General features: G+C 31.7%; 17 protein-coding genes. 10 read left to right on the plus strand and 7 right to left on the minus strand.

Going from position 1 to position 24,273, the window contains the following annotated elements:
* Positions 1–858 precede the first annotated feature (858 nt).
* The 3 genes from CF599_RS12805 to CF599_RS12815 are packed head-to-tail and all read right to left on the minus strand — an operon-like array spanning position 859 to position 3,154.
* Positions 859–1,617 carry a hypothetical protein gene (locus CF599_RS12805; RefSeq protein WP_121966412.1) on the minus strand — a complete coding sequence of 253 codons (759 nt, stop codon included), beginning with the start codon at positions 1,615–1,617 and terminating at the stop codon, positions 859–861.
* A 25-nt stretch (positions 1,618–1,642) separates the two neighbouring features.
* On the minus strand, positions 1,643–2,380 hold the full coding sequence (locus CF599_RS12810; RefSeq protein WP_121966413.1) for a hypothetical protein: 738 nt from the start codon (positions 2,378–2,380) through the stop codon (positions 1,643–1,645).
* A 36-nt stretch (positions 2,381–2,416) separates the two neighbouring features.
* Positions 2,417–3,154, minus strand: coding sequence for a hypothetical protein (locus CF599_RS12815; RefSeq protein WP_121966414.1), 738 nt, complete (start codon positions 3,152–3,154; stop codon positions 2,417–2,419).
* A gap of 882 nt (positions 3,155–4,036) precedes the next feature.
* Here CF599_RS12815 and CF599_RS12820 point away from each other — a divergent pair.
* The 4 genes from CF599_RS12820 to CF599_RS12835 all read left to right on the plus strand — a co-directional run bounded on the left by CF599_RS12820 (position 4,037) and on the right by CF599_RS12835 (position 8,106).
* On the plus strand, positions 4,037–4,300 hold the full coding sequence (locus tag CF599_RS12820; RefSeq protein ID WP_121966415.1) for a hypothetical protein: 264 nt from the start codon (positions 4,037–4,039) through the stop codon (positions 4,298–4,300).
* 321 nt (positions 4,301–4,621) lie between these two features.
* Positions 4,622–5,461, plus strand: a complete 840-nt coding sequence (locus CF599_RS12825) for an AraC family transcriptional regulator (protein WP_121966416.1) — start codon at positions 4,622–4,624, stop codon at positions 5,459–5,461.
* A gap of 257 nt (positions 5,462–5,718) precedes the next feature.
* Complete coding sequence (locus CF599_RS12830; RefSeq protein WP_121966417.1) at positions 5,719–7,302, plus strand: ISL3 family transposase; 1,584 nt, start codon at positions 5,719–5,721, stop codon at positions 7,300–7,302.
* Positions 7,303–7,755: 453 nt separating this feature from the next.
* A complete protein-coding gene (locus tag CF599_RS12835) occupies positions 7,756–8,106 on the plus strand; it encodes a hypothetical protein (protein WP_121966418.1) in 351 nt (116 codons plus the stop codon).
* A gap of 54 nt (positions 8,107–8,160) precedes the next feature.
* Here CF599_RS12835 and CF599_RS12840 read toward each other — a convergent pair whose 3' ends face one another.
* From CF599_RS12840 to CF599_RS12855, 4 genes are read right to left on the minus strand one after another with little or no spacing between them, the layout of a single operon-like run.
* On the minus strand, positions 8,161–10,716 hold the full coding sequence (locus tag CF599_RS12840) for a S9 family peptidase (protein ID WP_121966419.1): 2,556 nt from the start codon (positions 10,714–10,716) through the stop codon (positions 8,161–8,163).
* Between the two features lie 5 nt (positions 10,717–10,721).
* Positions 10,722–11,483 (minus strand): hypothetical protein, encoded by a 762-nt coding sequence (locus CF599_RS12845; protein WP_121966420.1) that lies wholly within the window; start codon positions 11,481–11,483, stop codon positions 10,722–10,724.
* A gap of 11 nt (positions 11,484–11,494) precedes the next feature.
* Positions 11,495–12,880: a RagB/SusD family nutrient uptake outer membrane protein gene (locus CF599_RS12850; RefSeq protein ID WP_121966421.1), complete on the minus strand. Its 1,386-nt coding sequence runs from the start codon at positions 12,878–12,880 to the stop codon at positions 11,495–11,497.
* 10 nt (positions 12,881–12,890) lie between these two features.
* Positions 12,891–15,914, minus strand: a complete 3,024-nt coding sequence (locus CF599_RS12855; RefSeq protein ID WP_254050306.1) for a SusC/RagA family TonB-linked outer membrane protein — start codon at positions 15,912–15,914, stop codon at positions 12,891–12,893.
* A 1,543-nt stretch (positions 15,915–17,457) separates the two neighbouring features.
* Here CF599_RS12855 and CF599_RS12860 point away from each other — a divergent pair.
* The 6 genes from CF599_RS12860 (at position 17,458) to wecC (ending at position 24,271) form a co-directional block, all read left to right on the plus strand.
* Positions 17,458–18,030: a helix-turn-helix transcriptional regulator gene (locus tag CF599_RS12860; protein WP_121966423.1), complete on the plus strand. Its 573-nt coding sequence runs from the start codon at positions 17,458–17,460 to the stop codon at positions 18,028–18,030.
* 221 nt (positions 18,031–18,251) lie between these two features.
* On the plus strand, positions 18,252–18,680 hold the full coding sequence (locus tag CF599_RS12865; protein WP_121966424.1) for a hypothetical protein: 429 nt from the start codon (positions 18,252–18,254) through the stop codon (positions 18,678–18,680).
* 3 nt (positions 18,681–18,683) lie between these two features.
* On the plus strand, positions 18,684–19,970 hold the full coding sequence (gene mobB / locus CF599_RS12870) for a conjugal transfer protein MobB (protein ID WP_121966425.1): 1,287 nt from the start codon (positions 18,684–18,686) through the stop codon (positions 19,968–19,970).
* Positions 19,971–20,371: 401 nt separating this feature from the next.
* Positions 20,372–21,715, plus strand: coding sequence for a nucleotide sugar dehydrogenase (locus CF599_RS12875; protein WP_121966426.1), 1,344 nt, complete (start codon positions 20,372–20,374; stop codon positions 21,713–21,715).
* A 126-nt stretch (positions 21,716–21,841) separates the two neighbouring features.
* The gene (gene wecB, locus CF599_RS12880; protein ID WP_121966427.1) at positions 21,842–22,963 is read left to right on the plus strand and encodes a non-hydrolyzing UDP-N-acetylglucosamine 2-epimerase; all 1,122 of its coding nucleotides are present in this window, start codon (positions 21,842–21,844) and stop codon (positions 22,961–22,963) included.
* Between the two features lie 99 nt (positions 22,964–23,062).
* The gene (gene wecC / locus CF599_RS12885) at positions 23,063–24,271 is read left to right on the plus strand and encodes a UDP-N-acetyl-D-mannosamine dehydrogenase (RefSeq protein ID WP_121966428.1); all 1,209 of its coding nucleotides are present in this window, start codon (positions 23,063–23,065) and stop codon (positions 24,269–24,271) included.
* Positions 24,272–24,273: the final 2 nt, after the last annotated feature.

Genomic DNA, 24,273 nt, shown 5'->3' on the forward strand with positions numbered 1-24,273 from the left:
TGATGATACAAATTTGGACAGCGTTAATTACCATTTTAATACTAAAAGCTCTTAGAGCACAGTCAAAATTCAAGTGGCACCTATCAAATTTAGTCGCTTTTATAAGACTTAACCTCTTTTTGTCAAGATTGAACTACAAAGATGGCTGGATAATCCACTAAATGAGGTAGAAAAACCACCTCCTAAACTAATGCAAGGGGGTCTTTTTTAAAATTTAGCAAATATAGCATCGTATCCTACTAAAGTCGGAGGATATTCTATGCTCTAAATTTATTTAGGACGCTATTGCAGGAATATCTAAATAGTAAAATAAAAAACCAATTTAGTTGGTGTAAAAAAGCTAAATATTCATTTAAATAATTAATAACTAGATTATTTGTGTTTTATATTGTTGTAATTCAAGTGATTAAGGTGCTTTTTATTAGCAAAAAGTAAATGTAGTTACATGTGTTAAAGACTATTACTATAGATTTTTAGAAAATCAAAATATCAATTGGAGATCATTTCTATTTTAGTTGGTAAATAACAATATTTATTAAGGGAAGAACTCTTTGTACCAACAGAAAATGATACAAAATAGTGAAAAGATCAAAAAAGGAATGAATTACAGTCTAGTATTATATTTGGATTTTCGTAGAGTAAAGTAATAGTTTTTATGAGAATATAAGTGTTAGATATAGCTCTTTTAAGGGGGGGGGATCTAATTTAAGGGAGTAATTAAGAATTACTCCCTACTTACTACATCAAGCGGAAACACATAAAAAAGACCACTAGAGCCCCTAAAATAGTTGCTTCAGAAAAATATACTGAAATAAATAAAAAGAAAACACACTGAGAGTGTACTTGTAGATGTTAAGTTTATTTAATTGGTAAGGCGTACATATAGTTTTCCCAAGAACTTGGAGAGAAACTCCAATTACCATCTTTCTTAATTAACACAAAGACTTCTATAGAATCATTTGTAACATTTATTAGAGTACTCCCTATAACCATATCAAAGTTTGCTTTACTAACATCAGAATTTCCTTGTAAATTAGCTCCAATAGAAGGTTTATTAGTTACCGTTCCACCTATAAAAGTAAAACCAATTTCTGCTCTAGCTGCAGTGGATGAAGATAAACAAGACTCTAACCATACATTATTAGACCCTTTATTATCGATAGTTAGCCCCCAAGTAACAATCCACTTTCCTTTTCTTAATTTTATACTTGTATTAGCATAAATATGTCCTGTACCATTAGCTGTATTCACAACATTTTCACCTGCAAAAACACCTACTACTGCAGGTATTGCTTCTGGTAATAGTTTAATTGTACCAACTCCATCTTCATTAGATGTAAGTACTTTACCTAGACCTTGATTTCCATCTGTTATCCTCACATTACCATTCACTTCTAATCTAACTGAGGGATTAAAAACTCCTATACCAATATTTCCATCTTTAGTGATTACAAAGTCGTCGTTAGCTTCGTCCGGAGTAGGATTAGCGGTAGAAAGGTTATTACCTTTTCCATCAAGATGAAAAGGATGTAAAGGTAATTTATTATTTACTCCTACCTGAGCTATACTACAAGCACTGTATAGAGTTATGAGTAAGACTATTATTTTTATTTTCATTATAACTACATTAATTTTAAACAAACTATAAAATAGGGCTAGCATAAAAATAGTTTTGAGCTGCTTCAGGATCAAATGACCAATTTCCATTTTTTTCAATCAATAAATACAAAGTAATATTCTCTGCAGTTACCTCTATAACTGAACTTCCCATTAACATTCCATTTCCTACCTTTAATCTTGCAGCGTTAGCCGTGCTTGCATTTGCCAAAGTAGTAAACTTAAATCCATTTTGTTCTTTTGCGGTTTTTAAAGTGGACAATACAGAATGTATCCACATTGATGTACTCATTTTAAGATTAATACCACTATTAACAAGCCATCTTCCTTTAGTCAATATAACATAATAATATGAAAATATATGACTTTGGTTAGCTGCGCCAGCGCTTGAAGTAACAATTGATTTCCCTTCTAACTGGCCGACTAAAGTTGGGATATCATAAGCTACCTTTTCCCATTTCCCAATTCCATCTTTATCAGAAATCAATATCTTTCCCATCCCTTCAGTTCCATTCTTTATACGGATAGCACCATTTATTTCTAGTTTATTTACAGGGTTAACAACTCCTATTCCAACATTCCCTTCTTTTGTAACAACAAAATCATCTTTAGCTTCATCTATACTGGGTAATTTATCTATAGGATTATTACCCTTAGCATCTATATGTACCAGATGTAGTGGCAATGCTGTACCTATCCCTACTTGAGAATACCCTAAAAAAGGTAATAGTATAATAATCAAATAAAATTTAGAATTCTTCATATAATAATAATCTAACTTAATATTTCAAGTTCATAACTACACTACGGGTATAGCATAAAAATAATTCTCCCATGATGAAGGTGAAAATGTCCAAGCATTAACATTCTCAATCAATACATAAATAGTAACAGTATCAGCCGTGACATCTATAACTGAACTACCAAACAATAAAGCAAACTCTGAACCACCAGCTATACGAGAAGCGTACGATGTATTATTCTTAGCTGGTCCTAAATAAGTAAAACCTGTCTGTTGCCTCCCTGTCTTTACAGTTGAAAGTACAGCATGCATCCATCTATTATTATTTGAATGTATCGTTAATCCACAGTTAACTATCCACCTACCTTTTGGCAAGATAATGTATCCACGACTATAGGTATAACTTTTAGTATCTTCTGTACCATTAAACGTAACTTGTACTGTACTCTCAAAGGCTCCTGTAATAGTAGGTACAATATACGGAACAGTACTCCATTTCATGTTTCCAGAGCTATCTGACATAAAAATCTTATTATTACCTTGACTTCCATCCATTATCTTTACTTGTCCATTAACATCCAATTTGCTTTGTGGAGTAAATAAACCAACACCTATATTTCCTTCTTTTGTAACAACAAAATCATCTTTTTCTTGTTCTATATTTGGCGCTGTACCTATAGGATTATTTTTACCTGCATCTACATGAAACAATTGTAAAGGCAATGGCACATTAATACCTACTTGTCCATAACTAATAGATATAAAAGAAACTATAAAAAACAAAGATATTCTCATATTAATACTTTACACGTAACTACTAAATACACGATTATTATAATATCAAATATATATAAAAAAAAACAATTAATGTTAATATTTTAGTATTGTGTGATTGTAATTATTGAATTTTATATAATTTAATGTAAATTGATGTAAAAAACCATATTAAATGTTTTTTTATTAAGGAAATGTTACTGATATCACAGAATACTATATTTATATCAAAAGAACTCCTCGAGGCTCATATGTAAGGATTAGTGTGTTTTGTATGAGTAGACATTATGTAAGTAAAATCGACGAGTATGATAATGAGGATGTGATTCAGAATTACATTTAAAATCAAATAAAAAAGACTGTTTACAAATCGTTTAACTTAAATCAGTACGGTTATCTTTTGAATATTATAATACCTCGAGACTCTGCCTCGGGGTAGTTCATTAAACATCATATTTAATTTTTATCTTTACTTATGCGGGAGCTAGCCACTCAGTTGGCCATTTACATTTTAATCAAATTGTTTTTATTGGTCGCAGACTATAGGTAGTTAAAACTACGTACTTTAGTGCATTTAGCTTCTAAAAACCTTTCGACTTTGATAGCTTTGTAAGAATGACAAACAAAGTTCTATAATGAAAGTTCAGTGTTCAGCTGTGCTATTAGTGTTGTAACTGTTTTAGGTGATATTAAGTTCTGTACTTCCACCCAGGCAGACTTTAGTCTGCTTTAACAAACTATGGACTTTCAGTCGATAGAGGTTGTAAATAAACCACTAGATTCAGTTTTTTTAAGTAGTCATATAAAGCAAAGTGATACCTCTAAAAAAAAGAGATTGCTGTTTGGATAAATTACAAAGGTGTAGATTATCAAATATTTCAAACATTCGGTTCTATTAATGCAATGAATAATAATCAACAATTTTCAGTGATATGCTCTAGCGAAAAATTTGGTCGTGGAAGTGATTTACATCTATTTTTTAAAGGTTTTGAAGAGTATAATCAAAGTGATAAAGTAAAAGTACTAAAACAAGAGTTGTCTAAAATAAAAGTATGCGTTAAAGTAGATCAACAGGTTATCAAGCTCTATGTAACTAATAAAACTAGAGGTAGGTATTTGCAGGTTCTGGGTATTATGAGAAATATAGCAAGTATTGATTTTTACTAATCTTCCTTGATATTCTTTTATAGATTAAGGGGGTATATGATATAAAAAAATTAGAGTAACAATAGCAATAAAAACCGCATGAATTAACTGGAGGTCATGCGCTTTTTCTGTATAATAAAGCACGTTATCCTTTTTTAACCTTTGCTTAATATAGGTAGCTAGTCTTTAGATTAGTAAGTGTTAAATTATTCGCTTAGTGCGATTATTATTATAATAAGGCTTAATTTGTAATGGTTTGTAAATGAAGTAAATGAATTTTTTGTATAACATTATAAGAAAAGTCTCCCCAGATTCTATTCTTTAGCTTAATTAATATGAGTGATGAGATTAGATTTACTCAAAGATTTTAAAACTGTTGTAGAGCAGTTTTTAACTAAGTTCATAGTAGAGCTTAGTGGTAGTGTCAACGGTCAGTTAGAACAGGTAATTTTTGTTCAAGGTACTGGAATGATTGATAAGCTGCTGTATTTTTGTTGTAGTAAGAATTTCTTTGGACTTAAAAAAGGAATTTATAATTGTGCTAGTAATCGGGCCTTTGTGATTATTACTCAAAATAATAAGTTGTGGGAAACTCATCCATCAACTCATTTAGACACTGTTTTAAAGGTGAAACTCTCTTTACTAGTATCTAACCTAAAAACTAGGTATAAACAAACTAAAATATCTTCAAAACAAGTTGTAAGCTTTATCATTGATGTTGGTAGCTTAAGTGTATTTTTTTCTGGTATTGTTTTAAATCAGGACAAACAAAATCAGACATTTTATATTTGGGCACAAGAATTTACAACCAAAGCAAATAAGGTTGATAATATAGTGGTTTGGAATGACCAGCGTTTGATGTACAAGAATTACTACCAAGGTTATCTAGATCAAAGAAAGCTAGTGAACTCAGATTTATCAATCAAGCAATACATTCTTAGTTTACAATTTCAAACAAAAGCTTTTCAACAGAATTTTAAAAAGTACATAGGAACTACTTTTTACGATTATCATATTCAAGATAGACTATTAGAGGCGGTATTCTTACTTATGTTTAGCAGTCTTTCTGTGACGGAAATTGCTTTTAAATGCGGTTATGATAATTATAGAACTTTTCTAAGAGCCTTTACAAAGAATCAAGGCTATACTCCACTTGAGTATAAATCACTTCAAAAAGAATAAATCGTTATTTGAATAAGACTATACTGTAGCAAGGAAGAGTATACCATAATGTGTAGGAGACTATGCTGTAGTGTGTAAGATTCAATTGATTACTATACTGCAATAGGGAAGTAGTATACCTATATTTCAGGCAGTATGATAGTATGAGTTAAAAGCACTGCCACAAACTGGGTATTCCACTCTAAAGTGGATCTTCCCCACTTTTGGTGGTAATTCTAGCTAAAACCACAGTAATTTGCATTATAAATCAATAGCTTATGTCAATTAGTAAATTACTTTTTAATAATACAAGAATTTTTAAGGTTATCTCATTAGTAAATGAGCTAGATAAAATAAGAATCTCACTAGTTAGTAAATCAAAACAAAGCACTTGCCCTAAATGTGAACTACCATCTTCAAAATCACATAGTTACTATATTAGAAAAATAGTTGATCTTCCTATTTTTGGTAAACAAACACTGATAAAATTGAAAGCTCGAAAATTCTATTGTTCTACATTAGAATGTCCTTTGAAAATCTTTACAGAGCGATTTAAATCGATCTTTTCTTCTTATCAAAGAAGAAGTGATAGGTTAACTAAAAAGTTATTGAATTTAGTTATTCTAACAGGAGGTAGGCCTTCTGAGAAAATATGTGCAGAATTTTCTGTTACTGTTAGCGATACTTCTTTACTTCGAATTATAGCAAAACAAGAGCTTCCAACAACTGCTCATGTTACACATTTAGGTGTAGATGATTGGGCTATTCGAAAAAGAGAACGCTATGGAAGTATTCTTATAGATCTAAATACCAATAAACCAATTGGTTTGTTAAAAGATAGGGAAGAAAATACATTTTCTAATTGGCTTACTCAAAATAAACAAATACAGTTAATTTCAAGAGACAGATTTATCAATTATCAAAGAGCTTCTACACAAGGAGCACCTCAGGCTTTACAAGTTGCTGATCGTTGGCATTTGCTAAAGAACTTAGGAGAAACTGTTCGAAAGATTTTAGATAGAGAATATGTGGTTATTCAAAAAATGAGAGAAAAAAATACCATGACTGTACAACCAGAAAACAAAAGGCGAAAGACCAAAACGTCAAATCATCAATTGCAACGTTTTACCCAAGTCAAAGAGCTATTAGCTCAAAGTAAGAGTCATAGAGAAATAAGTAAATTGCTTCATATGAGTCGTGTTACAGTAAAAAAATACGAACTGTATGATAAGTTACCTGCGATACATTGTCAAAGCTCAACAGGTATAGAAAAACATCTCGAATACATCGAATCACGAATTATTCAACAACCGACAATTCTACTTAAAACGTTACATTCTGAATTGAAAAATCGAGGATATAGAGGAGCCTATAATACATTATCAGATTCACTTAAACGATTTCAAATTTCAATTGGAAAAGCTGCTAGAAATAAGGTGATTTTACCATCAAACTTAGTATTTTGGCGCCCTTCACGCACAATGATATTGTTTGTGACTAAAAAGGAGAGAATCAATAAGGTACAGAGGCAAATATTAGACCAGTTTTGTGAGTTATCACCTACCTTACGTATTACATTGGAGTTAGTCAGAGAGTTTCGATATATGATTTTTGAACAAAAATGTAGTGATTCTTTTCATACTTGGATTGACAAATTAAACCTCAGTGGTATCCCAGAGTTTCAGAGTTTTTCTAAAGGACTTTTAAAAGATACTAACGCAATTAGAAATGCAATAGATTTACCATGGAGTAATGGTCCTGTTGAAGGTAATGTAAATAAACTTAAGACTCTAAAGAGACAAATGTATGGCAGATGTTCAATTGATTTGTTAGAAAAAAGATTGGTACTTTCACCAGATTAACCACCAAAAGTGGGGAAGATCCCTAAAGTACACCACTTATTCCATCAAAGTACACCAGTATAGTTTATTTGTTAATAAATCAAACCGATATCCTTAAATAACTATTTTACCTTTTTATGTCCTAAGATTGCCTTTTTTTATCCTAAGATTACCTTTTTGTGTCTCATTTATGTGATTTATAATCTTGAATTTTGCTTTGTAAGTTATTAGCAAATAATCAAGGAGTAAAATATAATTGATACTTCGTCTTTTATTTTCTAGTATTTAATAGCTCCCTTATCATTGTATAATCGCGAGTTACAATGTATAGAATATGGATTGATTTAATTAGCTATATAGATCAACTAAAAAAGAATATCCTATTAACCATTAAAGCAAATCTTTGGTTTACCCCACAATCAAAAAAAAGCAACAAACACGAGGTTTGTTGCTAAACTAAACAATATTGAAATTATGAAAAAACTCATACAAAACCTATTTATGCCATTTGCCGTTGTAGCAATGCTAACAGTAGGTGTGTTCACAATGAATGCTAGTGAAAAAACAGGTAATGCTGTTGAAATAGAAAAGGTAGAACCTGTAAAGGCGGAGAATCCTTATGCTGGATATATCTATATTAGAACTCTAGATCCTGGGTCATCTAATTATATTTATACAAAAGTTGGTGATATTGAGGAAGGGGAGTGTACTTTAGACACTACTCCAAAAAGATGTACAACAATTGTTGAAGGAATGAACCATGAACTATGGGGACAGGATCAATTTGGAAATTACTCTGAACTTTATCAAGAACAAGATCTATAACAATTTGTAGACTTGAAATTTAAAGGAGGCTTACTTAAAGCCTCCTTTTCTTATTTATAGTGGACTCATTGAGTATTTATTATAATCTAGGCCGTCTTTAATCCAAGGTATATTTTTTTTATTTTTCAGATGGTAGTCAAACCAATCTAGAACTCTAATGCTTAAATCATTGTTTTCGATTGGATCAGAAGGACCAATACCATGAATGATATTTTTGTAAAAAAGAGCCACAACTGGTTTTTGTTCTCTTTTAAGAGCGATGAACATTTTTCGGGTGTTTTCCCAGTTTACGTTCTCATCTCGTAGCCCCGTGAAAAGTAACATTGCAGTTTTAGTTTTGTAAGCATTTAGTATTGGGGTGTTATTATAATATTTTTCAGGATTTTCCGAGAATTTTGTATTCATATATGGCTGGGCATTTTCAGCCATAAACCAATCAGGCATTCTTCTGTAGTAACTGTATCTAAACATAAGACCACTTATAAAATCTTGAGCTCCTGCTCCTGGAACAGATGCTTTAAACATATCAGAAAGTACAGATACAGCTCCAGTTTTATAACCTCCAAACGAGTGTCCAATTAAACCTAAATTCTCCCTATCAATAGTTGGTTCTATTTCTATAGCCTTTTCAACAGCATTAGTTACACAATCAACAGCACTTATACCAGGACCTTCATCAGTTACGTATGTTTGAGCCCTTAAAACAAAGTAATTATTTTCAGTTAGTAATGAACTATTAAATCCATTTTCAGAAGCTACATGTACAGGGATAGAGAACTCTGTAATAGGAGTTAATAATCCTAGATCATATATTTGAACGATCATAGGGTACTTCTTGGATGGATTATAATTTTTAGGATAGAATAGATAACCCTTAAGTTTAGTATTGTACTTGTCTGTATAACTAAAATCAACTCTTTTTCTCCATAGATAAAGATCTTTATCAATATCAGATTCTATTAAAGTATGAATTTTCTTATCTTGAATGCTTAATACTTTTGTGGGAAGATTGTAATCTTCTATAGTAAAAAGAACAGTATTTAAATCGGTACTCGATGTCTTGTTCAATGTTTGTGAAAATGATAATTGTTTATTTGTACTATAGATTGGTTTGACTTGTTGTTTTTCGTGAATGTATATGGTTTTTTTTTGATCTTGAAAAACAGTGAAATAAAAAGGCTTATCTGTATTGACGTACGTAGTATATGAATCTATTGATTCACTATTGATTATTTTACCGATTTTAGTATTATCTTTTTTACTAAACTGTGTTAGTTTCTTAGTTTTTTTATTCTCTAAATCATAAGAATATAAATTACCCTCTAAAGGATAGAATATTTTTTTAGAGTCATTTGACCATAATGGTGAGGTGCCTTTAAAGCCTGGTTGATCAATACTAAAAGAATGTTTTTTTAATGTTGACATATTTAGTATCTCCCATTTATCTTTTGTGGTGTTTATTGGGTAAAGGATATGTTTTGAGTCTATAGATGGTTTAAAAGGATTTTGTGAAACTAAAGCAAAAGTGTGGATAGTTAACTTTTTATCTATATCATATAATGAATATTCAATAGGTGGAAAGTACCCTGTGAAATCTATATCTTTAAAGTAGTTATAAGATAATAAATAACCTGGAATACCAATATTTAAATAGTCCTGATCAATTTTCCTTTCTAAAGAGATTAAAGTATCTTGTTTGTATTTATATACAAAGGCCTTATACTGTTTTTTATACTTGCTCTTAAAGTCACTTGGTAGCAGAAGCTTTGAGTTTGCTTGCCAAATATCTAAATACTCACTCTCAGGTATAGCCTCATTAGAGTTAAATTGGTAAGAAAAGTATAAATCATTGTTTAAAAAAAAGCTTAGTTTTAAGTTTTCGATGTCTTTAACCTCCGTTATATCAATACTCTTTACCTTATAAGAATTAAGGTTCATTAGGCTAAGTGTATTGTCAGACCTTATAGCAAAACCATCTTGGTTAATATTCCATTTTAAAAGTGATATATCACTATCTACTTTTAGCACTTTATGTAATTGAAAAGTACTTAGATTTACATGTATCAATTCCTTTTGTTTGTTTAAAACCACAATATTATTTGAATCAGGAGATAAGTAGTATTTGTCGATATCCTTAAGTGATAGTTTTGTTTTGTTCTTATAGAGATTCTCATTGAGCTTTATTATTGTGAAATCACGTTTACTATCTAAATAGAATAGTAGATTAAGGTTTTGGTTTACGTCAAATTTTGTACTCTCATTGAGTATTAATGAATCATTTTGATTAAGAGAATAAATGATAAGATCTTTTTTTACGTTTCCTACAACAAGCCCATTGTTAAGTATAGACCTATAAAAATTTGAGAAATGTGTAAAATCTTTTTTTTCTTTGGTTTTGGTGTTTACAAAGTAGATTTTATTTACTTTCGGACTTTTATTGTAGTTTTTCCCAACAACTGCCCACTCTCCATCTGGAGATAATGCTAATGGGGCTAAGACACTCCATGTGGGATCTCTAAAGAAATCTTCTTTGTTTTCTTGAGCTAATACTATAGTTGTAAATAGAGAGCTAAGTAAAATTACTGCACAAATTATTAGTTTTACCTTCATGTTCTTTACATATTAAGATTAATAATTGTATCATTTTTAACCACAAAGTCATTATAGTTTTTTGCCATTCCATTAATTACAATATGACTGTTTTTAGGGACTTTTATAGTGAATTGTCCATACTTATCAGTTAAGTGAAAAGTACTTACTCCATCAGTATTTGATACAAAACTTGTAGTTACAGGTATGTTTTTCAAAGGGCTTGATGAATCTTTGTTATAAATGGTTCCAGATACAGTAACTAATGTATCTGTATCGATATCTTTTAATTGATTAACAAAAGCATTGTAGCCTAGTGGGGACTTTTTCTCAAAATCCCTAACCACTTCTAAGGGTAGTGCTTCTAGTACTATATTGACAACTTTACTTTTAGTAAGGCCTGTAATTAATTTTGGTTGTTTATATAAATACGGGGCAGGTATAAGTGCCAAAGTATCGTTTTTGTTTATTGTTATTCTATAGTAACCTTCTTTATTCACAAAGACCCTTTGGTTCTCTCCTAATGCTATCTTCTTTTTTGTAGCTGAGGGTTTTGTAAGGTCTTTTGTAAAAAACCATTGATTTTTATTGTTCATCGTAGTAATACCTAAAGGTGATTTGTTGGTACCTTTAATTGTTACCCTACCTTGTATGGTAATACTACCATCAATGTTTTCTAAATCAGTGGTTTGTTTTGGTTCAAGGGCAATACTTTGTGTTTTATCTTTGCAAGAGAAAAGAAAAAATAAAGTAATTAGACATATAGTTAATAGTGTTTTTGTATTCATATCGCTTTAAATTAGTATCCTGGATTATTTGGTAGTAAATTTTTATTTATTTCTAGTTGCCTATAAGGAATAGGGAGTAGGTTATGATAAGGCTTAAAGTTTGGCTTTATCATTTTTAAATCATCTAACTTATTAGTGGTCTTTAAATCAATAAAACGTCTTGCATTTTCTGTAAAGAATTCTTTTTGACTTTCGTTTAAGTAGTTAGTTAAAAACTCTTCTTTACTAAAAGCAAGAGGCAAATCATCTAAACCTCTTTTTTGCCTTACAATATTTAAAGTTTCAGTAGCTTGTTTTATGTCATCTTGCATATATAAAGAATAAGCTAACTGAAAGTATACTTGCTCTATTCGATAGAAAATAGAATATTCATCCGTGTTGTTTGTCTGATTTTGGTATTTATACACTTGATAAAATTCTTGGTTGTTTATTTTAATTTTTCTAAGCCATTGTTCTTTTCTTTTATCTTTATCTTCAAACAAAATCATTAGGTTATTAGTAAGTGTTGAACTATTTACTGTGAAATTAGAAAATAGATAAAGTGACGCTTCTGATGTAATATCTGTAGCAAAGCGAGGTGCAATCTGCCAAATAGTACTTTTAGAATCTTTTTTAAATGTTTTAGAAAGATTATCTTCTATACTATATAGCTTTTGATCTAGTATTAATCGCGCTACATTTTCGGCTTTAGTATATTTTTTTTGCGCAATATAATTCTCCAGAAGCACCACTAATGCTATAGATTTATTTATGTAAAATTTATTCGGATCTCTATATGAATAATCCAGGAGGTCTATGGCAGTGGTAAGATTTTCTTCTATCTTAAGAAGTACTTCTTGGTGAGAAAGCCTTTTTAAAGATTTATTAAAATTGTAGTCTGTAGATGTTGTATGGGGAACATCTCCATATAGTATTGTTAGATAGTGGTAATATAATGCTCTTAATGTGTAGGCTTCTCCAAGGAGTTGTTTTTTTAAATTTGCTTCTAAATAAGCAGAACTTTCTACCCCTTGAATAAAAGCATTTATAACATATATGTTTTGATAAGAGTTATTCCACCATGCAGTTGTATTAGAATGAATATCTGATATGTTATTTTCATGCATATCTTTGCCACTTGTATTAGTGCCATAATAATCAAGTTCATCAGTAAAAAGACTTAAATTAAAACTTGCTCCAGTATTTGATTTATTAAAGATTGCAGATGTAGCAAAATCTAAGTAAAGATTGTTTAATGCTGCTTTAGTAGTAGCAATATCCTTATATACTTCAGAATGATCTATTCTGTCATTAGGCATATCCACTTCGATTTGATTTGTACAAGAGATCGATAATAATAGTAATCCTAGCAAAAAAGGATAAATTGATTTTCTATATTGGGTTATGTGATTTCTCATGTCTTAAATATTAAAAAGTTAATTGTGCGCCAAAAGAAATTGTTCTCAGTGGCGGTACTCCTCCAAAAGAAACAAATTCTGGATCCATTGCTTTATAAGAAGTAATTGTCCAAAGGTTCTGTCCTTGCAGATATAGTTTTACAGATTCCATTTTAAGTTTTGGCACTTTCAAGTTGTAGGATAGGGCTACATTTTTGAGTCTTATATATGAGGCATCTGATATGGTTGCTGTACTCTCCATATAAGGTTTTAAAAGAGTATTACTAGGATTAGCAATATTGGCAGGCATATATGTAGCATTTGGATTTGTGCTTGAATGATAATCATTCATAACAGATGGTAGATTTAAAATACCTGCACCAGGATTGCTATAGTACATATTGATGTTATAGTTGTCTTTCTTAACGAAATAGAATAAGAAATCAAGACTAAGGTTTTTGTAAGTAATTGTATTTTGTATACCTCCAAAAAACTTTGGAGCAAGACTCGTGATATGTTTTTTATCGTTTGAGGTTATTTTGCCATCCTGGTTATAATCTTTAAAAATAAAATCTCCTGTTTCAGGGTTTAAGCCTTCGTACTTATAAAGCTTTATTATGTTCAGAGGCTGTCCTATAACATAAAAGCTACTCTGTGTCCCTTCTTCTAGCCCTGGATAAGAAACAAGTCTGTTTTTAGGAAAGGATATATTAAAATTAGTACTCCAAGAGAAGTCTCTATTTCTGATATTCTGACTAAATAATGAAAACTCCCAACCTTGGTTTTCTACAACAGCAGGTGAATTTGCAGTAATTGAGTTAAAACCAGTAGTAGTTGGTAAGGTGAGTCCAACTAATTGATCAGAAGATCTATTGTTATAGAAGGCTATAGTTGTGTTTAAACGATCTTTTAAAAAGCTAAGTTCAGTAGCTACTTCAAATTTTTTAGTTTTTTCCCATTTGTATTTAGGGTTAAACAAGGCCGTTGGTTTTAATGTAGGTATGTTATTGTATACAGCTCCCACTAAATAGGTGTCTAAATAAGCATAGTCACCAATATTGTCACTACCTGCTAGACCATAACTCATTCGAAGTTTCCCAAATGAAAGCCAAGAAATATTCTTTGCAAAATCTTCTTTAGAAAATATCCATGCTGCTCCTAAGGCTCCAAAGTTTCCAAATTTATAATCATCACCAAACCTACTTGATCCATCACGACGAGCTGTTAGGTTTAAAAAGTATTTAGAATTATAAGAGTAGTTTAATCTAGCAAAAATAGAAGCATATTTATATTGATTTTTTGCATTTGGATACACTGTTTTCTCTTTAGCAGCCCCCATGTTTTTAATAAAAGCATTGGATGTGAAATTTTTAGCAGTAAATCTTAGCGTCTCTACGTCTGTTTGTTGATAAGAAAAACCAATAAGAGAGTTTATAAGATGTTTATCTTTAGATATAATATAGGTTAATTGAGGTTCTATAATAAAACTATTGTGGTTTTCATTAGACAAGTATGACTCTGAAGATTCACTTGTTGGATTAGATGCAGGATTAAAAATAGTATGCGGTATAATCCTTCTTTCCTCGAATTGATTTGTTGTATAACCTACATTTACTTTTGTATATAAATTCTTTAATATCTCATAAGATATATTAGAGTTTAATATAATGGTTGAAGTCTTATTCTGATAAGAACTATTTAGTTCTGCCATTGGGTTCATCCAAGTACCATCTTGCCAATTTATGTTTCCATCTTCATTGTAAAGTGCAGGAGCATTTGGAGCTAAAGTAAGAGCCTGTTTTGTTAGATCTGATGTAGGAAGATTATTGCTTTGGTTAGAATAAGTTGTAGAAGAGTTAATGGATAGTTTTCTATCTTTACTTTTGTAATTATAACTTAAAAGAGCTGAGTTTCTTTTATATCCTTTATCAGTTGGAAAAACGGTGGTGTTTTCATTATGAGAGTAATTGATATTGAAATTTGAGAACTCATTACCTCCTCTAACTCCAAAGGAGAACTCTTGGGCCAATGCTGTATCCCCAATTAATTCTTTTTGCCAGTTGGTATATCTATTTTTGTCCCAAGCTCCATTTATATCAAATGCATTAGCAGGTATTGGTCTATTAGCATTAGAATACGCTTCTTCACGCATCTTGATATACTGCTGGGTACTTAACATATCTAAAAATTTAGGAACTTTACTAAAACTAGTAGAAGAACCCACAGTAAAACTTGTTTTAGATTGATATCCTTTTTTGGTTGTAATAAGAACTACGCCATTGGCTCCACGTGATCCGTATATAGCCGTAGCATCAGCATCTTTTAGTATTTCAATGCTTTCTATATCATTGGGATTAATAGCGTTTAATGGACTTATGTTATTATTAAAAAGGGTACTTGATAAATTACCATTGTTTAGACCTAGAGCACCAGATATAAACGGAACTCCATCAACAACATAAAAAGGGTTATTTCTACCTGTGGTCTTAGTCCCCATAAAGTTCTGTCCCCTTATCTCAATATCAACTCCACCTCCTGGTATTCCAGTTAGATCCGTTATGTTTACTCCTGGAGTTCTTCCTTGAAGAGCTTGTAAGGGATTGTTGATTGGTTGAATCTCTATGTCTTTAGCTGTTACCCGTGATATACTTCCGGTACGCTCTCTATCTTTTACAGAGTAGTAACCTGCGTTAATAACTACTTCATCAAGAGTACTTGTTTCTTGTTTTAGTTCTATGTTTAGTTTGGTCTGATAGGTATAGATAATAGATTTAGATCTAAAACCCATCATTGAAAAAACTAGAGTTTGTCCTTTGATTACTTCAATTGTAAAGTTTCCTTCTAAATCTGTTACGGTTGCAACACTTGAGTCTTTTATTGTAATATATACCCCTGGAAGTCCTGAGATAGCATCACTGACCTTACCAGTTACCTTGACCTTGACTTTTTCTTTGAGTCTATCTTTTTCTTTAGTTTGGTCTTGATAATCTAATTCAATTAGATTATTGTTTGATACGGCAAGAGTAGGATAGGTAATAGCTAGAGTTAGAAGCATAGCTATCCTGTAGCTTTTTAAAGCTAAGTTTTTATTTTTCATAATGTTAAAGGATATTTAGATACAAGACACCTTTAAATCGTTAAGATTCTTATTGCCATAGTACTTAAACAGGTATTGTATCTTTTAGTTAGTTAATTGGTTGAAAACTACCTCTAGACTCAAAAGCACGTCTCCCAAAATGCAATAAGAGAACAGAGGTAGTAAATGGACTTTATTGTACACCTTCAAAATCCCTTTGAATAAGTGTACTGTGATAGTTTTTTGTGCACTTCTACTAGCTAGAATAAAGATCTACTTTATAATTGATCAGTTTATAGAGTATAACCCACCTTACTAACATGTAATAGAAAGCTAGTAGCTAATGCGTGTTTTTCATAGTTTATAGTTTTGGTTTTAGTTTGGTTAATAAAATTCTTTTGAAAATAAATTCTTTGATAAATTAATTGTGCGCTCTAAAGTGAATTGTGTGCTTCACTTTAGAGCAATAGTATCCTGTGCGCATCTAGAATATATTCTAGACCTAGCGCAAAAAGTATTAAATAAGGGCTTGTTTGAAGGTTTGTTCTACTAAATGAGTAACTAATTCAATGTAAATGAAGTCAAATAAGTAGAAGCAATTAAAAAGTCAACCTAACAAGAAAGTCAGTCATAGGCGTAAATAGTTGAGTTTGGTTAATACTTGGTTGTTTGTAATAAATAATAAATAATTGAAAAAATCTCGAATAGAATTATTCGATAAGTCCATTAAGGAGAGGGTGTTGCGTTACAGTATAACACAATGTTCCTTGTTGTTTTTAACCTTTATAGCCTACTTGGGAGACGGCTAGAAACTAAAGGTTTGTAGTATGTTTAAGCCATAGAATCAGTCATGAAAAACTATTAATTCCAGTGCTTTTTTTGTCTTGGATAGTCCAGTACTAAGTACTGAACTACCCACATTTTGTCACCTTTTACTTAAAATAGTAGCTAAGGTGGAGTTTTCTTTTTGGAAAACTATAAGAAAGGAATTACTTTTAGAGTGCAAAATCAAAAAAGAAAAAACCAATCTTACTTAAACCACTAGTGTTTGAGTAAAGATGAAATGTGAAAAACTTAGGAATAAATCCCTTTTGTTTGATCACACTATTTAAATGCAAGCAGATTTAAAATTTAAATAACAACTAGCGACTTTTCTTTTTTAAAGAAGGGGGCTATGAGGTATTAAAATAAAAAATCGCTCACATAAATTATATGAACGATGTCTACTGTGAAGGCCTAAAATAGGGCGCACTGAAAACAATTGTTCATGGTTTCGCCAGAAACCCACTTGTTCAGAGACTGAAACAAGCTTGCCCCAATAGTTAACAAGATACGCCCTACATAGATTTATGTACAAATATATAAAAATCAAATGTAAGGCGATCTATAGTCAACTCGTGGCAATCTGGCGAATTTAGAACGAGTAGACATCTTATCAACAAGTTCTTCTTGTTGTAGATCGATTGTATTTAATATCAAAAGTAAACAATAAAATAGATAAAACAAAATTAATTAATCTATTATGATTAAAAAGACAACTTTTTACGAAAGAATAAGACAAGCATTAGATTATTATAAAATAGAACCGAGTGATCTAGCTTTGTTGATTGGAGCGAGTTCAAGCAACATAAACGCTATGCTTAATGGGAAAGCAGGGGTTGCGTATGAGAAAATGATTGCAATAAGTAAAGTTTTTGGATTGCAATATTATGAGTTCGGAAACCCTAAAGTTGAGTTTTTAGATTATAACCTCTTGGGTCAAAAAACTCGTGAAGTGATTGCAAAAAGGAGAGAGAATGGTAAGTATAAACGTGATTTGACAAATAATTTATCCAAAAAATTGGATGTTTTAATAGATAAGAGAAATTTTGATATACCAATATTGGCGAGTCAAGCTTTTGCAAAAATGAAAGTTACTACAGTTGGGAATAAAAGTACTGAGGTAACAAATTTATTACGAAAAAGCCCTAGAAATAAGGTTATATATGCGCTTGATATTAAGATGGGAAATTCTTTGGTTTTTATTCATAAAGATTTTTATGAGACTTATAATAAGATGAAAGAAGAAGAACTAAAGAAGGTTCTAAAGAAATAAGGCATTATCAAATCATTATTATAGAAAGGATATATTTTTATCATTTATGAATTTATAAAAATGTAATTCCTTTCTACGGATGACAGGCCTATATAGAGACTAAAAAACATAGTAAAAAATTGTAATTTGTAATATCTACTGCCAAATAATACCTCAAAGAGACATTTGAGTCAACCTCCTAATAGTAACTTGTATTTTGCCATAAATCAATACTTGTTACTATGGAAAATACTACAAAAAATAAAGCGGTAAGAAAACCAAAATCAAACCCTAGAATACATTCACATTATTTTAAACTTACAGAGTCTGAAAATGCCAAATTACTTACTTTGTTTAAGTCATCAGGGCTAACAAGCAAATCAAAATTTCTGATATCTATGCTTTTAGATAGAGAAGTAAAGACCATAAGGGTAGATGTTGCTGCTTTACAGTATCATGCGACTCTAACTAAAGTTATTAGGGAGTTTAGGGCAATAGGAATAAATTACAATCAGATTGTAAAAATATACAATAAGCACTTTACATACGAAAGGGCTAAACATTATATATCAAGGCTTGAAGAGAATACCAAAAACCTATCAAAGCTTTGTTACTACATAATCAAACTTACTAAGGAGTTTGAAGACAAACATCTTAACTCTAATCCATAAGTTATGATAGTTAAGATTGGTAAAGGAAAAGACTTATTAAAGACACTATCCTATAATCAGGTAAAGGTAGATAATAACAAGGGTTCTGTTTTGTTTACAAATAACTTACCAGAGCCATATTATAATGCATCTAATTTTGTAGCCTTACTATATAAGCATTTCGAGCCCTACTTACTTCTAAACTATAAAACAGAGAAGATTGTAAGGCACATTTCTTTGAATCCTAATCCTGTTGATAAAATTAGTGATGATATTTTATCTGAAATAGCAAAACAATATATGAAAGAAATGGGGTATGATAATCAACCTTATATTGTATATAAGCACAGCGATATTGAAAGAGAACATATTCACATCGTAACAGTTTGTACAGATTTACAAGGAAAGCAAATAAATGATTCTTACGATTACTTCAGATCTGTAAAAGTATGTCATGAAATTGAAAAGCAGTTTAATCTTACTCCTGCTATAAAGCGGATAGACATAGAGTCAAATCAGATTCAGTTCAGACCAGTTGATTATACTAAAGACAGTATAAAAACTCAAATAGCTTCAGTAATACGACATTTACCTAAGTACTATAATTATGATAGCTTGGAAAACTACAATGCTTTGCTATCGTTGTTTAATATAACTGCTAAAAAGGTGGAAGTGCCTTACTATAGTCAATTAAAATTAGGACTTGTTTATTTTGCGTTAGATAACCTTGGTAAGATTGCAAGCAATCCTCTAAAGGCGTCTTTGTTTGGTAAAAGTGCAGGCTATCATTCCTTAGTAGCGCAGTTTGAAAAGTCTAAAGACGTCTTACAAAAATCAAAAACTGAATTAAAAGAGGTAGTTGAAATAATCTTAGATAAAGCAAACTCATTAGAAAGTTTTATAAATACACTTATAGATAAGGGAATAAATATTGTTATTTTTAAAAACAATGATAATCGCGTCTATGGAGCTAGCCTTATTGATCATAATTCAAAAGCAGTGTATAAAGATTCTGAGTTAAGTCAAAGCTTGCCTACTAATATATTGAACAAGAACTGGAGCGTTTCAAATGAAGCAATTAATGTAGAACAAGCAAAACCAAAAAAAGGATTAAGTAACAAAGAGGCTGAATCAAAAGAAGTTCTTGAGTTACATCCAATATTTGACTATTTGAATTCTGATTTAAATAGTTTAACTAGAAGTGATTTTGTTTCGTTCTTTAATTTGTTTTCTAATAATCTAGAAACAGATGACAACGAGTTAGAGTTAGAAAAGAAACTAAAACGAAAGAAAAAAGGAAGATCTTTCTAACTAATAGGGTCTTTTAATCAGAATTAACTGCTAGTATTTAGAGTAGTTAGAAGTGGGATGAGAAGTTATGTTTTAGTTTGAGTTGTGAGAGTTACTTTTTAAGTTAGACCGCATGAGCTGTTTTTTATTTGTTTTTTATTAATATTTGGATTGTATTTTTAAAATATTCGTATCTATTATGTTTGTGTTGTGAATAGATTAACTAATGTGTTTGTGTTCTTATCTTTTTAAAATTTAGTTTTCTTATACTTCACTAGTAAAAACAGCTACTCCACACAAAAAGTAAACTTTTTGTTGCACCCCAATATTATAAAAGTGTACATTTGTAACTTATTGTTAAAAAATATCGACAATTACTGACATCAAAGTATATTTGAGAGATAACAATAATGAAAAAAACTATGGAAAAAGAAGTTAAAATCGCTGTAATAGGGCAGGGCTATGTGGGGCTACCATTGGCGTTAGCCTTCGCACAACATTTCCCTGTAGTGGGATTCGATATTAAGGAAAGCCGTGTAGCTGAGTTACAGCAAGGAGTTGACCTTACGAAAGAAGTGGATGAGAGTCAACTGAAAGTTTCTATGTTTACCTATACGAACTCAGGTGGGATTAAAGGGTATAAGCCAAGTACAAGTATAAGTGATATCGCTGATGCGAATATCTATATCATTACGGTACCGACGCCGATTAACCAATTTAATGCACCTGACCTATCACCCCTTAAATCTTCGTCTAAATTAGTTGGTTCGGTTCTAAAGCAAGGAGATATTGTGATCTATGAATCTACAGTATATCCAGGATGTACAGAAGAAGAATGCATCCCTGTATTAGAAGAGACTTCAAAGCTAGTGTTTAACCGCAACTTTTATGTGGGGTATTCACCAGAGCGCATTAACCCAGGGGATAAAATCAATACATTAGAGAATATCGTCAAAGTTACTTCAGGTAGTACACCTGCCGTAGCGGATGAGATAGATGAATTATACCGCACGATTATCAAGGCGGGTACGCATAAGGCGCCTTCACTGAAGGTAGCAGAAGCGGCGAAAGTAATCGAGAATGCACAGCGAGATGTCAATATCTCTTTCGTGAATGAGTTGGCGCTTATCTTTGATAGGCTGGGCATCGATACACAGGATGTATTAGAAGCCGCAGGCACGAAGTTCAATTTCCTTAAGTATAAACCAGGATTAGTAGGGGGACACTGTATCTCAGTGGATCCGTATTACCTAGCGCATAAAGCCATCCAAGTAGGGTATTACCCTGATGTGATTCTATCGGGACGTCGTGTGAATGACGAGATTCCTGTGTTTATCGCTAGTAAAGTAGTGAAACTAATGATCCAAAAAGGTATCGATGTAAGTCGCTCTAGGGTATTGCTGTTAGGGATAGCCTTTAAGGAGAATTGTCCTGATACGCGTAATACGAAGGTAGCGAAGATATACGAAGAGCTAGTGTCTTATGGTATCGAAGTGGATGTATATGATCCGTGGGTAAATCCTGTGGAAGTGAATAGGGAGTATGGGATTGAAGTGATGACTACGGAGGAAGAGCTGAGAGAACACCGCTACTTAAGAACAGATCACCGCTATGGCTTAATGCCTAGTCCATATAATGCTGTTTTACTAATGACAGCACATAAGGAGTTTAAGGAGATAGATGTTAGGGAACTAATTAATGAACCTGGGATTATCTATGATGCGAAAGCAGTATTGGATCGTGGAATAGTAGATGCAAGATTGTAAGAATTAATAGGGCGAATGAGGATTTCCGTATAAGTATTAGTCGGAAATGAGTATCTTCGCGAGTCGAGAATGCTAAAAGGCATTTAGAAATAATTGATAAGTAGATTGTAATAATATTAATCAGTGATGAAAAAGAATTTAATAGTATTCGGTACAAGACCAGAGGCAATAAAAATGGCGCCATTGGTGAAAGAGTTTAAAAAGCATAATGATCAATTTGATACTCGCGTATGTGTAACTGCACAGCATAGAGAGATGCTTGACCAAGTATTAGCTTTTTTTGATATCGTACCTGAATACGATTTGAATTTGATGAAACCTAATCAAAATTTGTACTCCTTGACTGGAGATATTATTGTAGGTTTAAAACCTATTTTAGAAGAGTTTCAGCCAGATTATGTGTATGTGCATGGAGATACCACGACTACAATGTCAGCTAGTATAGCGGCGTTTTATAGTGGTGCAAAGGTGTGTCATGTGGAAGCAGGATTGCGTACTCATGATAAACGTGCGCCTTTTCCAGAGGAAATTAATAGACAGATTACAGGTAGGGTAACAGATTACCATTTTGCACCAACAACAGCTTCTGAAGCGAATTTGTTAAGAGAGAATATTGCATCTAAAGATATCTTAATTACAGGAAATACAGTAATTGATGCTTTATTAGAAAGTGTTGAAAGAGTAGAAGATTTGCAAAATACTGAAATAGATCAATTAAAGACGATTGTTGATACTACTAAGAAATTAGTCTTAGTGACAGGGCATAGACGTGAGAATCATGGAGATGGTTTTATTCGTATCTGTGAGGCATTAAAAGAAATTGCTACTACAAACAAGGATGTACAGATTATATATCCAGTACATTTGAATCCAAATGTAAAAGGACCTGTATATGAAATTCTGTCAGGGATAAATAATATCCATTTGATAGCTCCTTTAGCTTATCCTTCATTTGTTTGGTTGATGAATAAAAGTTATATGATTGTGACGGATAGTGGAGGGGTACAAGAAGAAGCACCTAGTTTAGGTAAACCCGTATTAGTAATGCGTGATACTACAGAACGTCCAGAGGCAGTAGCTGCAGGAACAGTAATTTTAGTAGGTACTGATAAAGAGAAGATAGTTAGTGAAGCAAATAGTCTATTAACAGATACAACACGATATGCACAGATGTCTGCTTTACACAATCCTTATGGAGATGGTAAGGCATGTGAACGCATTGTAGAATTTATCAGCAAATTACAGTAGATACATAATACTTTACGTCTAATAAAGAATTAAGAATTGCTTCACACGGATTACAAATCCGCGCGAGCAAATCACAAAATCACAAAAAAACAAAAGAAAATGAATACACAAGTAGTAACTATAGGGTTAGGGTATATAGGATTACCAACATCTGCATTAATTGCCCAAAATAAGATTGGAGTACATGGGGTTGATATTTCACAACATGTAGTAGATACGATTAATGCAGGTAAGATTCATATTGTAGAACCAGATTTAGATAAGGCAGTTGCTGAGGCAGTAGCCGCAGGTTATTTAAAGGCTGCTACAACACCTATAGTTGCAAATACATATTTAGTAGTTGTCCCGACTCCTTTTAAAGGAAATCACGAACCAGATATATCTTATGTAAAAGCTGCTACTACCGCTATTCTTCCTTTGTTAAAAGAAGAGGATTTGTATATTATTGAGTCTACTTCTCCAGTTGGAACAACAGAAAAGATGATGGAATATATCTTTACAGAACGCCCTGAATTAGTTGGTAAGATATTCTTGGCATATTGCCCAGAGAGAGTATTACCTGGTAATGTGATGTATGAATTAGTACACAATGATCGAGTGATTGGTGGTGTTGATGAAGCTTCCACTCAAAAAGCGATTGCTTTTTATAGTCAATTTGTACAAGGAACTTTACACCCAACAAATGCTAGAACTGCTGAGATGTGTAAGTTGACAGAAAACTCTTCTCGCGATGTTCAGATTGCATTTGCTAATGAGTTGTCATTAATCTGTGATAAAGCTGGTATTAATGTATGGGAACTAATTGACTTAGCAAATAAGCACCCTCGTGTGAATATTTTACACCCTGGTTGTGGAGTAGGAGGACATTGTATTGCTGTAGATCCGTACTTTATTGTTTCGGAATTTCCAATGGAATCAAGAATTATAGCACAAGCGAGAGAAATTAATAATTATAAGTCATTCTGGTGTGCTGAGAAAGTAAAATCAGCACGTTTAGAGTTTGAATTAAAACAAGGTCGTCAACCAGCTATTGCAGTGATGGGGCTGGCATTTAAACCGAATATTGATGATTTAAGAGAATCACCTGCTATTTATATTGCGGAGCGTATTTTACAAGATTCAGGAGATGCAGATATGTTTATTGTAGAGCCAAACGTAGAAGACCATAAGATATTTAAACTAACAGATTATAAAGTAGCAGTAGAGAAAGCAGATATCGTTGTTTTCTTAGTAGCACATAAAGAGTTTAAAAACCTTGATATTCCAGTAAATAAAGTAGTATTGGACTTTTGTGGTATAAAAAAGTAATC

The sequence above is a fragment of the Myroides sp. N17-2 genome (assembly GCF_002286775.1).
In the GTDB taxonomy this organism is placed as follows: Bacteria; Bacteroidota; Bacteroidia; order Flavobacteriales; family Flavobacteriaceae; genus Flavobacterium.